Source organism: Hymenobacter glaciei (assembly GCF_039539585.1).
Lineage (GTDB): Bacteria > Bacteroidota > Bacteroidia > Cytophagales > Hymenobacteraceae > Hymenobacter > Hymenobacter glaciei.
The window spans coordinates 374414-389609 of record NZ_BAABDK010000001.1; the positions used below are offsets into that span (position 1 = coordinate 374414).

Below are 15196 nucleotides of genomic sequence, written 5' to 3' on the forward strand. Positions count from 1 at the left end.
GGCTATTTTATTTCTTCCACTTCGACGCGGCGGTTGCGCACGTCGGGCGAGGGATACAGCGGGCGGGTGTCGCCGTAGCCCACTGTGCTCAGGCGCTCGGCCGCAACGCCCGCCTTCTCCAGAAACTCCTTCACTGCCTGGGCTCGCTGCTCGGAGAGCACCTGGTTTTTGTCGGGTTCGCCCACCTTATCGGCGTGGCCGGCTATGCGCAGCTTTAAGTCGGGCCGGGCTCTCAGCTCGGCCGCCAACTGGCTCAGAGCCGGGCTGGAGCTGGGCAGTAGCTCGGGCTTGCCTACTTCGAACAGTACCGTAGGCAATACCACCAGAGCCGGTGCGGCTGGCAGAATGGGTGGGGCTGGCGGAGCAGTTGCCACAGTCGTATCGGCTGAAGCTGGGCCTTGAGGTGCTGGCACGAGCGCTGGTTTGGGCGGAGCGGCCTTGGGCGGGGTACCGGTTACCTGAATGGTGATGGGCACCACCGGGCTTTCCTTGGTGGGGTAATAGCTCTGCTGCAGGTAGAAGGTAGTGGTTTTGCTCAGCTTGGCGCGGTAGGTGTTGCCGGCCGTCAGCGGCTTTTTCAGCGCGGCATCGGCAAACCAGAGCACGTTGCGGCCCGAGACGCGCACGGTGCTTTCGACCCCGGCCGGCACCGTGGCGGCCGATTTTATCTTGATGCGGTACAGCGTGAGGGTGCCGATGCTGCAGTCGCCCTGCGGGCGGTAGGTGGCACGGCCGGTGAGCTTCTCGAGGGCCGGGTCGTAGGTGAAGGTGATGGAGCCATCGCACCAGTAGCTGTTCATGGTGCGGCCGGTTTCGTTCAGCTTCTCGCCGTGTTCGAGGCGCAGGCCGGTGGCGGTGCGCGTACCCTTCATCTGGAAGGTGACCGTGATGCCCGGGTTGGTGCCCACTTCCTCGTAGAGAATCCCGAAAACGTTGGTGCCCTTGCTTTTTTGTAGCCGGAGCACCGAGGGCCAGTAGGCGCCGGGCTGGTGGGTGTCGGTTTCAACGCCCTGCCAAACGCCCGACAGGGATTGGGCCGGAGCCGGGGCCGCGAGTAGCAGGGCCCCGATGCCATACCAAAAGCTGCTTTTCATGCTGCAATCAATAAGCTCAGTAGATGGGTAAATGGCCGAAAGGACGGGTGGGAAGGCCGGAAGTTGCCCTCCCCAGCACAAAACGGCCCGGCACAAATTACGCTACGCTGGCCCCGTCGAGCAGGCGCCGGTGGTAGTTGACTTGGCCCAGGTGGTAGCTCAGGTGCGTGGCCAGGTGCACCAGGAAGTATTCGGTTGAGGTCCGCGCTTCAAACACGAGCAGCGGATACTCGGCCAGCATATCATCCGCTGCCAGGCCACGCAGGGCTTGCTCCACCTCGTCGCGGACTTGCTCCACCTGCCGAACCAGTTCGGCCCGGGGCACTCCTTTCAGTGAAAATTCTCGGTCTCGGTCCCGCGTATAAGCAACGCCGCCCAGCGTCGCGCTGATGTAGGTAGTCAGGTTACCAATTAAATGCAGGCACAGATTGCCCGCTGAATTAGTGATACCTTTTTCAACGTGCCAGATTTTATCCTCGTCCTGGTAGCTCTGTAGTTCCTGTTTCAGGCGGTTGAGGTCACGGGTAAATAGTTGGCGCAGCGTGTCGGTTAGCATTAGGAAAGGATTGAGGTCACAGGGGTGAATTACGAAAGGCCAAACTGTAGAACGTCATGCTATGCGCAGTCGATGCACAACGTTCTATAGTTTGGTTGAGTATTTTCCAGACTACCCAAGATAGGCCATTTCCTCCGCACTCAGCTTCATATCGGTGGCCTTCAAATTCTCTTGGAGGTGCGCGAGCGACGACGTGCCGGGGATGGGCAGAATCCAGGGGGAGCGGTGCAACAACCAGGCAATGTTAAGCTGCGCGGGTGTTACGCCGCGTTGCTGGGCCAAGCCAGTCAGCTTGTCGCCGGCATTGGGCAGGCCGTGCACCAGCGAGAAGAAGGGAATGAGCGGAATGCCGTGCTGCTCGCACAAGTCCAGCACTTCCTCCCCGCCCGTGTTCACGCCGTAGGGTAGCTGCAGGGTGGTGCGCTGCGCGTAGCCGTACATGTTTTCGACGGTGGCAATGGCCCCCAACTGAAGACCGGTTTCCAGCTCCTCGCGCGTCACGTTGCTCAACCCCACGTGCAGAATTTTGCCTTCGCGCTGCAACTCGAACATGGCCCCGAGCTGCTCCTCCAGCGGCACCGCGCCGTGGCCCATCAGCCGCAGGTGCACCAGCTGAATCTGCTCGCGCCGCAGGGTGCGCAGGTTGTTGTCGATGCTTGTGCGCAGGTTTTCGGGGGTATTGAAGGGCACCCAGCTTTTATCGGGCCGGCGGGTGGCCCCCACTTTGGTGCAAAGCACGAGGTCGGCCGGGTAGGGGTGCAGGGCTTCGGCGATGAGGCGGTTGGTGACGTCCTCGCCGTAATAGTCGGCGGTGTCGAGAAAATTCACCCCCGACGCAACGGCCTTGTTGAGGATGGCCAGGGCCTGCGAGCGGTCGGCGGGCTCGCCCCAGATGTCGGGGCCGGTAAGGCGCATGGTGCCATAGCCAAGCCGGTTGACGGTGAGCGGCTGGGCAGAATGTTGGGCAATGGTGATGGTGCTCATAGAACAGCGTTAGGAGTTGGTAAGCAGAAGACGCTTTGCTGCCCGCTATGTTTGAAGGGGAGCCCAGTGGTTTCGGCCAGGGCCGCTTACTTCACACGCTATGCTCTCACACGCTTCGCCCTGGCGGCGGTCCCTGCAGCGGTTCTATTGGCACTCGGTGCTGGCCCTCACAGTGTTTTTTGTAGTGGGCACGCCTATTACCTGCGCACCTACGGCGTGGTGCCCGAGTTCAAGGCCGGCCTGCACGGCGGCCCGGTAATGGCCACCCAGGTTAGGGCGATTAAAACCGAGCTGGTATTCCACGGCGACGTGCTGAATACCACCGCCCGCATCGAGGCCAAATGCAATGCCCTGACTAGCCAGCTGCTGCTGTCGGCGGCGCTTCACGAGGCGCGGGCGCATCCGCCCGAATTCCGCTTTCAGGCACTGGGCGGGTTTCCCCTGCGCGGCAAGGCTGGCACCGTTGCCCTGTACTCGGCCGAAATTCAATAAGAAGCCCAACCATCTTGGGTTGCCCTGTATGTTTGCATTACCCTCCGTCGATGCTCGCTCGTACCCATGCCTGCCCCTTCCCCAAAACTTAACGCTTTCACCGACCCGGAAGCGGCTGCCGACGGTTTTAACAACGACTTGGAAGTAGGAGCGGAGTTGGCCCAAGACGTGCGCCGTCCCAGCCTCACCGCCGCCGTCGCCAGCACTGCTACCAAGCTGCTGCCGCTGGTGGCCCTGCTCGATTCTATTCAGCCTTCGGTGAGCAAAGAGTCCGTTTTCCGCATCCGGCGCCGGAAAATCAAGCAGCACTTCACCGAAGTATACGCCGAGCTACACGCCGAGCGGCCCCGCCGCGAGGCCCTGACGCACGCCTTCCAGGCCCTGGCCGAGCTGGTGCTGGAAGAAACCCGCGACATCAGCAAAGACGAGCTGAAGCAGGCCGCCAAGGAAGTGGTGCTGGCCACGCTGCAGAATGCGCCCGCCCTCATCAACATCGCGCACCAGGCCCGGCTGTTGGCCTAATGGCCCTGGCAACGGTACTGCCACTCCTCCGGCCGGATATTGGCCTGCCTGGGCAGCGCAGTTAAGCTATTCGCACCACGACTTTGCCCTTGGCGCGGCCTCTTTCCACATATTGCAGCGCCGCGTTGGCGGCCTCAAACGGGAATGCCTGGTCCACCACCGGGCGAATAATGCCGACGTCCACCAGCGCACCAAGCTCCCGCAGCTGTGCGCCGTCGGGGTGCATAAACATGAAAGAATAAGTAGCTTGGTGCTTCTTGGCAAGGCGCCGTACGCGAAAGCTGAGTACGCCCATCACCTGTTGCAAAAGCCAGTTCATGCCCTGGTGTTTGGCGAATTGTGGGTCGGGTGGCCCCGACACCGAGATGACTTTGCCGCCGGCTTTCAGCACCTGAAATGACTTTTCCAGCGCTTCCCCACCGAGCGTATCCAACACGAGGTCATACCCGTTCAGCATGTTTTCAAACGACGCTTTTTTGTAGTCGATGACCAAATCAGCCCCCAGCTTTTTCACCCACTCCACATTGGCCGTGCTGGTTGTCGTTGCCACAAAAGCCTCCAGGTGTTTGGCGAGTTGAATGGCTATGGTGCCCACGCCGCCCGAGCCGGCATGAATGAGGACGCGTTGCCCGGGTTGCAGCTTCCCCAAATCTAGCAGCGCCTGCCAGGCCGTGAGACCCACCAGGGGCAGGGCCGCGGCTTCTTCCATGCTGCAGCTGGCGGGCTTGGGTGCAACAGCCGCTGCGTTCACTGCCACATACTCCGCAAAAGCCCCCATGCGGTCGGTGTCGACCCGCGCAAACACCTCATCGCCGGGCTTAAACTGCGTCACCCGCGTTCCCACCCGCGCCACTACGCCGGCCGCATCGTTGCCCATAATGTGGGGGAAACGCAACGGCAACACCTGTTTAAGCTGCCCGTCCCGGATTTTGAAATCCACCGGGTTGATGCTGGCGGCTCTAACCTGAATTAGCACCTCATCTTCTTTTACCAGGGGCTCCGGCATTTCGGCGAGCGTTATCTGCTGGTTGCTGCCGTAGCGCCCTAACACAAATGCTTTCATGTGGCGGTGTAGTTAAATGATGCGCTCGTTAGGCGGACGCACAACGTAGCCCCACAAGATATACCAAATGCCACTCCCACCTCCCGGCGAGTTCGAGGGGCTTAGAGCAGTTGAGTTTAGCGCGGTTTCGTGGTCAGTGTACAGGCTGAGCGACGTAGGGTGCGGGGCTTGCCCCCGCCCGTCGTTGAACGGAACCGGTCAACGGGTGTCAACGTCCGGGCGGGTACAACCCCCGCCCCTACATCCACTGACTCCGAAACTGCTTTAAGTATCGAACGACTGCCCAGCCGCCACAACCAGTTAAGTGCCTAGCCAACTGTGGTTCAGAAGTGGGCTAAACAGTAGGCTGAATGTTTTGCTTGCTCTTGATGAGCACCGGTTGGCGGGCTTTTCCCTTGGTTCGACCTTTCTTGAAGGTGATGGTCCAGATGCTGTCGTAATCATTGTCGGGCCACTCCAGCGGTTCTTCGATGCCCAGGGCCTCGGCAATCTTCACAATGTTGTGATGCTCCCACACCAGTAGCACGGTGCCGCGGTGGTGCCGAAGCTCCTTCACGAGGCCCTTGATTTCGTCGGGCGCATAGTTGCTGTTGATGGTCAGGTTGTGCTGTACGGCGTAGGGCAGCACGGTTTGCATCATCCGCACGCGGGTGGTATCCTCCTTGTCGGTGCCGATGCACGGCACGTAAGTGAAATGGGGCGGGCGGGGCAGCAGTTTATTGAGCACTTCGGGGAGGGCCAGCGCCCGTTCGAGGCCTTCGGGGGATAGGTTGTCGCCCGCGGTGGGCTTCTCGCCGTGCCTGATGATGACAATCTGCAGCAAAGGGCCTTTGGGTGCCGCCGGTGCCTTGGGGTGGACCGGATTAATATGATACAGCAGAAAAAGCTTGGTTCTATCTACTTCGGTCAGACGGTCAATCATAAGGTAAGGCAATTGTAAAGGGGCATAATCAATTAACGAATGCCCCGGCCGGCAACAGCTTAGCTGCGGCATACTAGCCCGGCAAGCGCAGGGTTACAAACGAGCATTGGCCAAGCGCTTTGAAATTTATTCAAGCAAGTAAGTGCGAATGCCACCTGCGACGAGCAACTTACCAACAATGCGGTAGCCAACACCCCAACGCTTGCTTTTGCGTTGGGCCCGGCGCCCCACTGCTAGCCGTAGTCCGGGAGCCATAAGAAACGGCTGTTGAGGCTTGGCCCGCTCGCTTGGTCAGTGTTTCATCTTCCAATCGCCCTGCTCTCCAAAAGTTGGCAAGCCGGAAGGGCAGAGCAATGTATTGCACTGTCTAAAGCGCTAGCAACACTCTATTTTTTGACTTTAAATTGCTTGTCAACACGTTTTAGCAACATGCCTACCAAGCCTTTGTAATTATAAATAGACGATTCACTGAAACTATCTAATACGTATTTATCCCGCGACGATAAATCCTGGATATACAAATCGACAAAGGTATCGGCGGTAGCAGCATCCACGATGGTCGTATTTGCGGTGGCAGCATCTTTGCCTTTGAAAGTCCCGTTCGTGAATGCATTAAAGGACTGATGGAAAAGCACGTACTTATAGCCGCGTGCGGAATAATATGACGTAGAATCCAGGGTCGTAATGCGATAAGGAAAGGGATAATGCGCAACTGCTGCTACCAATTGCTCATTGGCACGAGGGTAGTTAATGGCGTGCTGCTGCAACAGTTTGTAGTGAGCGGCCGGCATATTCGCGGGCCGTTCGGCAGGAACCGGAGCTGGCCGGAATTTGATAAACAACAGCTTGCTTTTTGGTAGGTCCTCAGGCAGTGTTTTGCTATAAACACTGCCAGCTGGAGGCGCCTGTTGCGCTAGGGCCGGCAGTATTGGGCAATTACTGATGCAGAAAAGGGCAATTGGAAGAGCTAATTTTTTCATAAAGGCAATTTATAAAAGGTGATAGCGCCTTGGCTATCCATCAGTCAGGCGGTTTGAATCGGCACCGGCTGGGCATGGATGTTAGAACATCATCGTGCCTCAGTAGTACGCCTTTTCGGTAAATGCTATTTGCCCACCCCAAGCCGCGTTTCCGCAAGGTAGTTTAAGGGCCGCTATTTTGCTGATTTTTACGGCGTAAAAGCTGCTACGCTCGCTCAATGGGCAACTACGACGCATCAAACCTATCCCGCTTTCGCGCTGTCGCCAGCAACCACTAATCCAGCATGACCGTGTGTACCCGCGTTTCATATCGCAAGAGCCCGCGCCACTCGCCGAACCAGATATGGGAGGATATGAGCTAGCCGCGTGACGATGGCGCTTACCAGATTCGCCCCTTAAATTGCCTAAGAACCTGTTTAAATTATAGTGAAAGGCCATAAAAACGATGTAGAAACGCATACTTGCGTCTCGTCGTCGAACGGATACCGCTTTTTTCGTTCAACGACGAGACGCAAGTATGCGTCTCTACATCGTTCGTCGATTAACTCTAACCGCTTTAAAGGAGGCACCAGAAACTAATTCACTATTTCGCTAAAATGAAACGGGTGCTTTCCCGTTGCACAAAGTAGCTCAAGAGGCGGCGGAAGCTACTGCAGAAGCGGCACGCGGTACGGCTGCGCCCAAACTCGCGCCAGCTAAGGCTTCGGAGGTGGTGTACATGGGCAGCGTGTGGTGGAGACGCAACATGTTGCGTCTCGTCGTCGAACGAACATCCCTGCGCCGTGTAAACAACATCAGCAACGATGAGACGCAACATATTGCGTCTCTACATCGTGTACACCCACCCCGAATCCGCTCTAACTGACCGGAAGGCGAAGTAACTGCCCTGGATGGCGGCTCACCGGGCTTATTTTCCTGCGGCGGCCTTATCGCGTAAGCCGATATATCATCAGCGCCGCCCGTTCTACCAGCATGGGAAACTCTTTTAGGTTGATGGTTTCGCCGGCGGCGTGGGCGCCCTTGCCCGATACCCCCAGCCCGTCCAGGCAATCGAGGTACTGGGCCACGTAGGAGATATCGCCGGCACCGCGCGAGCCGGGGTCCCCGGCTGCTACCGGGCCGTAGCCCAGGGCCCGGCTGGTCTGGTCGGCCAGGGCCGCCAGCTTTTGGTTGCCGGGGGTAGAACCCATGCCGGGATAGCCATCCGAGAAGGTGATTTCGGCGCGGGTGCCCGGCAGGCTCTGGGTTGCAATGGTGCGCATCCGGGCGCGGGCGGCTTCTTTTTGCTCCTCGGTCAGAAAGCGTAAGTCGCCCGCAACGGTAGCGGTGGGGGCAATAATGTTGGTTTTGCCCACCACTTCCCCCCGGGCTTTGGTTTCGTCGTACGTCGCTTCGGCGCCCCCTACCAGCAGCCCGGGGTTGAAAGTCAGGTACTGCTCCTGGCTGAGGGTTTCGCGAAAGGAATTGAGGATGCGGGCGGCCTCGAAAATGGCGCCATACCCCACGCCGGGTTTAAAAATGCCCGAGGAGTGACCAGTAGAGCCCGAAGTTGTCAGTCGCCAAGTACTGGAACCGCGCCGGGCCGTGGCCACGGTGTGCAGGTTAGAAGCATTCTCGAAGCCGAGGGCCACGTCCGCTTTACGGGCTCTGGCAATGAAGTCGGCGCGGCTTTCCGCGCCTGCGCCTTGGCGCTCTTCGTCGCCGGTAAAATAAGCGGTGATGCTGGCATCCTTGAGCAGTCCGTTGGCCTGCAAGGCTTGCAGGGCCGTCAGTATCACCACGTCGCCGCCTTTGATGTCTAGCACGCCCTGGCCGGTGGCGGTGCTGTCGTTTAGGCGGGTGTATTTCGGAAAGGGCAGGTCCAACTCAAACACCGTGTCGAGGTGGCCAATCAGGATAAGCTTTTTGCCCTTTTTGCCCTGGCGGTGCGCCACCAAATGGCCGGCGCGTTGCATACTGGCGGGCATGGCTACCCAATCGGATTTAAAACCGATGGCCTCGAATTCCTTCTGCAACACGTTCCCGACTTCCCGCACTCCTTTCACGTTCAGGGTGCCGCTGTTGATGTTCACCAGCTGCTCCAGCAGCTTTTCCGCCGTCGGCATGCGCTGGCGCACTGCTGCCACAATGTTGCGTTCGGTGGGGGTGAGTGTTTGGGCCTGCGCAGAGAAGCAGCACAGCAAAGCAGGAATAAGGAAACGTTTTTTCACAGGCGCTGAATAAATCGGATTCGTGAAGCTACGCCGGTTCCGTTGGCCGCAGGACTAGCCGCACCCTATATGTTCCGAACGGGTGCAGGCGCTTGCTGAGGTAGTACTTCTTGGCTTCAAGCCAGACTCACACAGCCAAACTGTTCTGGTGCCCGTCCACCAGCGCACAGCCGCCTCTTGCCCTGGCTGGATAGGCAAGTGAAGCTGTGCGACGCAACTCGCGCCAGTTTGAAGGAAAAGCTGAAGCCCATCCGAACGCTGCCAGCCAGCTGCTTGCGTTTTTACTTCTTGAATACCAAGTCGGCTTTCTTCAGCTGAAGGGTCGAATTATCAGAAGAAAGCAGCAATGTGCCGAAATCATATTCGCCCGTAGCAGGTGCCTCAAACGACCCCATGCGGCCCGTAAAGCTGCGGGTAGTGTGCTTGTTAACTACCGTTTTTACCTCGCCTACCGTCAGGCTGGTGTGCAGCGGGTCGAGGCGTTGCGACGGAAGGGCTAGTCCTTTTGGAAGCTGCACAAAAAACTCCAGCTCCAGCGGCCCGTCATAGGCAATGTCCATATCGGCCCAAAACTGGATTTTATCGCCCTTGGTCAGCTGTAGCTTCGTGCGCTGGTAAATCATCTTTTCAGGCATAGCGACCGCTGAAAAGGTGTTGCGGCCTACTTCCTTGCCAGTCAAAGCATCACAGGAAACCAGTCCGATTAAGCTAAGCCCAATGGCTAGTTTTCGGTAAGCGGCGTGGGGCATAATGGTAGTGGTTGCGAGTGGAAAGCCTCGAAATGGTGGATGGGCCAAATGTAAGTCGGTGGCAAGGCTTCGCTACCCAAACGCATTTTACTAGTATGAGCTACTCCGCACTTGTAGATGCTTGCGGAAGTATTTGCTTTCCCGTCCGCCCCCAGCGCCCCCGCCGCCTCTTGAAGTGGCGGGAGAGGCGGGAGAAGCTGTTGCAAAAACTCTAAGCATGTCCGCCCCAGTGCCCTTGGCGCCTCTCAGAGCCGCAGGGGAAGCTTAGAGTGTCTGGCTAGCATGCGTGGGCGGGATACAAGAGGTTGCCTTGAAGGAATAGTTGCTGAAGTTAAGCTCGAACGAAAGAAACTATTCTTCAGATTCAAATTTAATATTGGGATAAAATCTCCGATACGTGATTCCGTATGAATGGCTTCCAGGCAGATTTTTGATAATCTGATACTTGGTTAACAAATGTCCATTGTAAGTGCTTTGAACTTTTGAGTTTTGGCTATCTGGAATGTACTCCCATTTGTGTCCCAATGTGGAAACGCTATTTGCAAAAAGGAGTGCTTGTTCATATGTAGAAAGCTGTGCTCTGAGCATTTTAGCGTATAGATACCTTTTAGAATTATCTAAATCTGGATAGGTGTCTACGTATTTGAAACTTTGGAATAGATGCCTGAAGTAATGCCCTAGGCGGTGCTGATGCCCCTCGTAGTACCTTGAAAATTTGACTGAGTTTATAAAGTCTTGCGCTAAAGGAGAAACACTGTCTGACTTTACCTTATTGCGATGGACATCATAGAGCTCATCTATCAATAGACGTAAATCCTTTAGTGATGAGTGTCTGATGCCTTTCCAGCGTGCAAGTGGGTCTTTATAATTGTTTTTTGGTTTAAGTTTTATAAAAAGTAATAGCCTGAAAAGATAATGATTATTGTATTTGTCTTTTAGCTTATTTCTTAAAATAATCTCACCTTCCTCCTCGATTCCGAAGTAAGTTAATTGATATGAAATATCAATTAGGCAAAGCTCAATGGGGTTAGCCTTTATTTTATTATTATTGATAATCGTTTGCAGTGTTTTTAAATATTGAGGAGTAATATAATCAAGAGGTTTGTCTGAATTTGAAAACTTCTTAACCTCCCGATAACAATCTGTGAATTCACTGAATATAATCCTAAAAACCTCTCTGTTCTCGGCTCTAATGGACTTGTTATTTAAATAATAATTATAGCTAAGTTCACTTATGTTCTCTCTGTGCAGGCGAACCATCTCGAAAAACGAGGATTCGAATGATTCTCTAGAATTTTGTTTGGCTTGCTCCTGAAATGACAGAAATATGAGGAGGGTGCCAGCAAGAGTAAAAATAGTTCCAACTACTCCGCCGACGAAATCGCCAAATTGACCTGTTGCAGTAAAATCAATTGTTTCTTTTTTTTGATTTGAGTGGTTAAAAAAACCTGGAACGTGGTAGTCATTTATCCTTGATGAGAATAAAAAATATATCAAAACAATCGTCCCAATTACAACAAGAAACCATGCAAAAAATTGAGTTGTCTTATTACTAATCATGACGCTTTTGTTCGTTGTGTTTAAAACGTTTGAATGTTGGTTTCAAGGTGATTAATAAAAAGCTACTGGCTTCTGCATATTCCGACGGTACTGCCAGCCTACCTCAAACAGCGCATTCATCACTTGACCAGAGAAGTTGAAGTTTCTCCCAAGCCACAGCGCCTAAAGATGCAATCCGAATCCACTCAAGGTCATTCAGGATTGCAACGTCATCATAATCATTGTTTCCAGGAGAATTGTAGCTATCAAGAGTAGTATGCCATTCAAATAAGGCGCCCATCTCTTGCTCGCTTACATAGCCGTTTTCAACAAGCTGGTTGTAGCTCATGCCACAAAGCAAGTCATCGAAATAGCAGCACATAAACTCCACGAAAGTGTAGTGTACGCTCGGTTTTTCTGCATCAAGCCAAGTTTTGCGTTGGTGGTCGAGTGAGGTGAGTTCTTCAATAGAAGACTTCCACCTCACTCGCCACAACGCTAGCAATTCCTCATCAGAAACAGAATCTGACGCGCTTGAAGAGTCTTCGGCAGCCATCAGAACTACATATTCCGCCGGTACTGCCCGCCGACCTCAAACAGCGCGTTCGTAATCTGCCCGAGCGAGCAGTATTTCACCGTTTCCATCAGCTCCGCGAACAGGTTGCCGTTGGCAACTGCTATTTGCTGGAGCTGCTTGAGCCGCGCCGGGGCCTCGGCGGTGTTGCGCTGGTGCAGCAGGACGAGCATGTCGATTTGGTACTGCTTTTCCTCCTCCGTGGCGCGGATGACTTCGGCCGGCACCACCGTAGGCGAGCCCTTCGACGAGAGGAAAGTATTCACCCCGATGATGGGGTACTCGCCCGTGTGCTTCAGCATCTCGTAGTGCATGCTCTCCTCCTGGATTTTGCCGCGCTGGTACATGGTTTCCATGGCCCCGAGCACGCCGCCGCGCTCCGTGATGCGGTCGAATTCGAGCAGCACCGCCTCTTCCACCAGGTCGGTCAGCTCCTCGATGATGAAGGAGCCTTGCAGCGGGTTTTCGTTCTTGGCCAGACCCAGCTCGCGGTTGATGATGAGCTGAATAGCCATGGCGCGGCGCACCGATTCCTCGGTGGGCGTGGTGATGGCCTCGTCGTAGGCGTTGGTGTGCAGGCTGTTGCAGTTGTCGTAGATGGCATACAGCGCCTGCAACGTGGTACGGATGTCGTTGAAGTCGATTTCCTGGGCGTGCAGGCTGCGGCCCGAGGTCTGGATGTGGTACTTCAGCATCTGGCTGCGGGCGTCGGCGCCGTACTTCAGCTTCATGGCCTTGGCCCAGATGCGGCGCGCCACCCGCCCAATCACGGCGTACTCCGGGTCGATGCCGTTGGAGAAGAAGAAGCTTAGGTTCGGGGCGAAGTCATTCACGCTCATGCCCCGGCTCACGTAGTATTCCACGAACGTGAAGCCGTTGCTCAGCGTGAGGGCCAGCTGGGTGATGGGGTTGGCGCCGGCCTCGGCAATGTGGTAGCCCGAAATCGACACCGAGTAGAAGTTCCGCACCTTCTCAGTGATGAAATACTGCTGCACGTCGCCCATGAGGCGCAGCGCAAACTCGGTGCTGAAAATGCAGGTGTTCTGGGCCTGGTCTTCCTTCAGGATGTCGGCCTGCACGGTGCCGCGCACCTGCGTCAGCGTCAGCGCCTTGATGGTAGCGTACACCTCGGCTGGCAGCACCTGGTCGCCGGTCACACCGAGCAGCATCAGGCCCAGGCCGTCGTTGCCGGCGGGTAATTCGCCCTGGTAGCGGGGGCGGGGCTGCCCCAGCGTGGCATAAATGGAGTCGATTTTTGCGTCAACTTCTGCTTCCAGGCTCTGCTCCTTAATATAAAGCTCGCACTGCTGGTCGATGGCCGCATTCATGAAAAACGCCGCCAGCGTCGCCGCCGGGCCGTTAATAGTCATCGAAACCGACGTGCTGGGGTTGGCCAGATTGAAGCCGGAGTAGAGCTTCTTGGCATCGTCGAGGCAGGCGATGCTCACGCCCGCGTTGCCGATTTTGCCATAGATGTCAGGCCGCACATCCGGGTCTTCGCCATACAGCGTCACCGAGTCGAAGGCCGTGCTCAGGCGCTTGGCGGGCAAACCCAAACTCACGTAGTGGAAACGGCGGTTGGTGCGTTCCGGTCCGCCTTCGCCGGCAAACATGCGGGTGGGGTCTTCGCCCTCGCGCTTGAAGGGGAACACGCCCGCCGTGTAGGGAAATTCGCCGGGAAAGTTCTCCTGCATGGCCCAGCGCAGGCGGTCGCCCCAACCGGTGTAGCGCGGCACCGAAACCTTGGGAATCAGGTTGCCCGAAAGCGACTTGGTGTGCGTCTGCACCCGAATTTCCTTGCCGCGCACCGAGTACACGTACTCCGGGTTGCGGTAGTTCTGGAGCGTATTTTCCCAGTTTTCCAGAATGGTCTGGCTGTCGGCATCCAGCCGGCGGAGCTGGGCCTGCTTATTCTTGCTGAACTCCTCTACCGTGCTGGTGTCGGCTTTTTTCTCCGCTTGATAGTGCTCTTCGAGCTTGGCAAACGCCCCGGCCACCTCGGCAATGTTGGCCTGCTCGCGCACCCGCTGGTCGTAGGCGCGGTTGCTTTCGGCAATCTCGGAGAGGTAGCGCGTACGGTGCGGCGGGATGATGTAAATCTTCTCCGAATCCTCCACCGTGGTTTCCAGGTGCGAGGCGAAGATGGCGCCGGTTTTGGTTTCCAGCATCTTCAGCACCGCCCGGTACAGGCGGTTCATGCCGGGGTCGTTGAATTGCGAGGCGATGGTGCCAAATACCGGCATCTGGTCGGTGGGAGAGTCCCACAGGCCGTGGTTGCGCTGGTACTGCTTGCGCACGTCGCGCAGCGCATCCAGCGCCCCGCGCTTGTCGAACTTGTTCAGCGCAATCACATCGGCGAAATCGAGCATGTCGATTTTCTCCAGCTGCGTGGCCGCACCGTACTCCGGCGTCATCACATACAGGCTGGCGTCGGAGTGCTCGATAATCTCAGTATCAGACTGGCCGATGCCGGAGGTTTCGAGGATAATCAAATCGTAGTTGGCGGCGCGCACCACGTCCACGGCATCCTGCACGTAGCGCGACAAAGCCAAATTGCTCTGGCGCGTGGCCAGACTGCGCATGTACACCCGCGGCGAATTGATAGCATTCATCCGAATCCGGTCGCCGAGCAGGGCCCCGCCGGTCTTGCGCTTGCTGGGGTCTACGGAGATAATGGCAATGGTCTTCTCCGGGAAGTCCATCAAAAAGCGCCGCACCAGCTCATCCACGAGGCTGGACTTGCCCGCGCCGCCCGTGCCCGTAATACCGAGAATAGGAGCGGGGCGCCGGTTGCTCAGGTTTTGATTCTGGTCGTTTTCGCTGGTTTGGAACGCCACCACCAGGTCGCCTTTCACCCGCTCAAACTCCTCCGGGAAGTTCTCTGCCGCCGAAATAAGCCGGCCAATGCTGCGGGCGTCTTTCTCCTTTACATGGCTAACCTCGCCATTCAAATTCTGCCCGGTCGGAAAATCGGCCTGCTCCAGCAGGTTGTTAATCATGCCCTGCAAGCCCATCGCGCGGCCATCATCCGGCGAATAGATACGGGTAATCCCGTAGCCCTGCAGCTCCGCAATCTCGGTGGGCAAAATCACGCCCCCGCCGCCGCCGAAGATTTTGATGTGGCCCGCGCCGCGCTCTTTCAGCAGGTCGTGCATGTACTTGAAGTACTCGTTGTGCCCGCCCTGGTAGCTGGTAATGGCAATGGCCTGGGCATCTTCCTGAATGGCGCAGTCCACAATTTCCTGCACCGAGCGGTTGTGCCCCAGGTGAATCACCTCCGCGCCGCTGCTCTGAATAATGCGGCGCATGATGTTGATGGCCGCATCGTGCCCATCGAACAAAGCGGCGGCGGTAACGATGCGTACGTGGTTCTGAGGCTTATAGGGTGCGGTGGGAGCGGGGTGCATATTGTAGGGAGTAGCGCGAACTTTTAGTCCGCGAACGTGAGGCTGGAAAACGCAGGCAAAGGTACGAAGAAGCCCCGGCGGGGCCCGTTCGCGTAAGTTTAGAC

13 protein-coding genes are annotated in these 15196 nt (G+C 56.5%); 2 read left to right on the forward strand and 11 right to left on the reverse strand.

From position 1 onward, the window contains the following. Positions 1-2: 2 nt before the first annotated feature. From ABD837_RS01685 to ABD837_RS01695, 3 genes are all read right to left on the reverse strand, one after another. Positions 3-1094 (reverse strand): OmpA family protein, encoded by a 1092-nt coding sequence (locus ABD837_RS01685; protein ID WP_345049520.1) that lies wholly within the window; start codon positions 1092-1094, stop codon positions 3-5. 97 nt (positions 1095-1191) lie between these two features. After that, positions 1192-1650, reverse strand: coding sequence for a DinB family protein (locus ABD837_RS01690; protein WP_345049523.1), 459 nt, complete (start codon positions 1648-1650; stop codon positions 1192-1194). 111 nt (positions 1651-1761) lie between these two features. Continuing rightward, entirely contained in the window at positions 1762-2634 is an 873-nt protein-coding gene (locus tag ABD837_RS01695) for an aldo/keto reductase (protein ID WP_345049524.1), read from the reverse strand. 147 nt (positions 2635-2781) lie between these two features. On the opposite strand from ABD837_RS01695, the gene ABD837_RS01700 reads away from it, so the two are divergent. Then, the gene (locus ABD837_RS01700; RefSeq protein ID WP_345049527.1) at positions 2782-3126 is read left to right on the forward strand and encodes an adenylate/guanylate cyclase domain-containing protein; all 345 of its coding nucleotides are present in this window, start codon (positions 2782-2784) and stop codon (positions 3124-3126) included. Positions 3127-3192: 66 nt separating this feature from the next. Beyond that, complete coding sequence (locus ABD837_RS01705) at positions 3193-3648, forward strand: hypothetical protein (RefSeq protein WP_345049529.1); 456 nt, start codon at positions 3193-3195, stop codon at positions 3646-3648. A gap of 61 nt (positions 3649-3709) precedes the next feature. On the opposite strand, the gene ABD837_RS01710 is transcribed toward ABD837_RS01705, so the two are convergent. The 8 genes from ABD837_RS01710 to ABD837_RS01745 form a co-directional block, all read right to left on the reverse strand. Continuing rightward, positions 3710-4711, reverse strand: a complete 1002-nt coding sequence (locus ABD837_RS01710) for an NADP-dependent oxidoreductase (protein ID WP_345049532.1) — start codon at positions 4709-4711, stop codon at positions 3710-3712. 334 nt (positions 4712-5045) lie between these two features. Continuing rightward, positions 5046-5633 (reverse strand): histidine phosphatase family protein, encoded by a 588-nt coding sequence (locus tag ABD837_RS01715; protein ID WP_345049534.1) that lies wholly within the window; start codon positions 5631-5633, stop codon positions 5046-5048. 386 nt (positions 5634-6019) lie between these two features. Further along, entirely contained in the window at positions 6020-6613 is a 594-nt protein-coding gene (locus ABD837_RS01720; protein WP_345049537.1) for a hypothetical protein, read from the reverse strand. A gap of 926 nt (positions 6614-7539) precedes the next feature. Beyond that, positions 7540-8823 carry a M20/M25/M40 family metallo-hydrolase gene (locus tag ABD837_RS01725; RefSeq protein WP_345049539.1) on the reverse strand — a complete coding sequence of 428 codons (1284 nt, stop codon included), beginning with the start codon at positions 8821-8823 and terminating at the stop codon, positions 7540-7542. A gap of 281 nt (positions 8824-9104) precedes the next feature. Beyond that, a complete protein-coding gene (locus ABD837_RS01730) occupies positions 9105-9458 on the reverse strand; it encodes a hypothetical protein (protein WP_345049542.1) in 354 nt (117 codons plus the stop codon). Positions 9459-9923: 465 nt separating this feature from the next. Continuing rightward, entirely contained in the window at positions 9924-11132 is a 1209-nt protein-coding gene (locus ABD837_RS01735) for a putative phage abortive infection protein (RefSeq protein WP_345049545.1), read from the reverse strand. A gap of 103 nt (positions 11133-11235) precedes the next feature. Further along, a complete protein-coding gene (locus ABD837_RS01740; RefSeq protein ID WP_345049547.1) occupies positions 11236-11667 on the reverse strand; it encodes a hypothetical protein in 432 nt (143 codons plus the stop codon). 5 nt (positions 11668-11672) lie between these two features. Beyond that, entirely contained in the window at positions 11673-15092 is a 3420-nt protein-coding gene (locus ABD837_RS01745) for a methylmalonyl-CoA mutase family protein (RefSeq protein ID WP_345049551.1), read from the reverse strand. Positions 15093-15196: the final 104 nt, after the last annotated feature.

Bases quoted from the DNA above. Each gene is read 5' to 3' on its own strand.
- ABD837_RS01685 (WP_345049520.1), bottom strand. From the start codon at position 1,094: ATGAAAAGCAGCTTTTGGTATGGCATCGGGGCCCTGCTACTCGCGGCC.
- ABD837_RS01690 (WP_345049523.1), bottom strand. From the start codon at position 1,650: ATGCTAACCGACACGCTGCGCCAACTATTTACCCGTGACCTCAACCGC.
- ABD837_RS01695 (WP_345049524.1), bottom strand. From the start codon at position 2,634: ATGAGCACCATCACCATTGCCCAACATTCTGCCCAGCCGCTCACCGTC.
- ABD837_RS01705 (WP_345049529.1), top strand. From the start codon at position 3,193: ATGCCTGCCCCTTCCCCAAAACTTAACGCTTTCACCGACCCGGAAGCG.
- ABD837_RS01710 (WP_345049532.1), bottom strand. From the start codon at position 4,711: ATGAAAGCATTTGTGTTAGGGCGCTACGGCAGCAACCAGCAGATAACG.
- ABD837_RS01715 (WP_345049534.1), bottom strand. From the start codon at position 5,633: ATGATTGACCGTCTGACCGAAGTAGATAGAACCAAGCTTTTTCTGCTG.
- ABD837_RS01720 (WP_345049537.1), bottom strand. From the start codon at position 6,613: ATGAAAAAATTAGCTCTTCCAATTGCCCTTTTCTGCATCAGTAATTGC.
- ABD837_RS01730 (WP_345049542.1), bottom strand. From the start codon at position 9,458: ATGCCTGAAAAGATGATTTACCAGCGCACGAAGCTACAGCTGACCAAG.
- ABD837_RS01735 (WP_345049545.1), bottom strand. From the start codon at position 11,132: ATGATTAGTAATAAGACAACTCAATTTTTTGCATGGTTTCTTGTTGTA.
- ABD837_RS01740 (WP_345049547.1), bottom strand. From the start codon at position 11,667: ATGGCTGCCGAAGACTCTTCAAGCGCGTCAGATTCTGTTTCTGATGAG.
- ABD837_RS01745 (WP_345049551.1), bottom strand. From the start codon at position 15,092: ATGCACCCCGCTCCCACCGCACCCTATAAGCCTCAGAACCACGTACGC.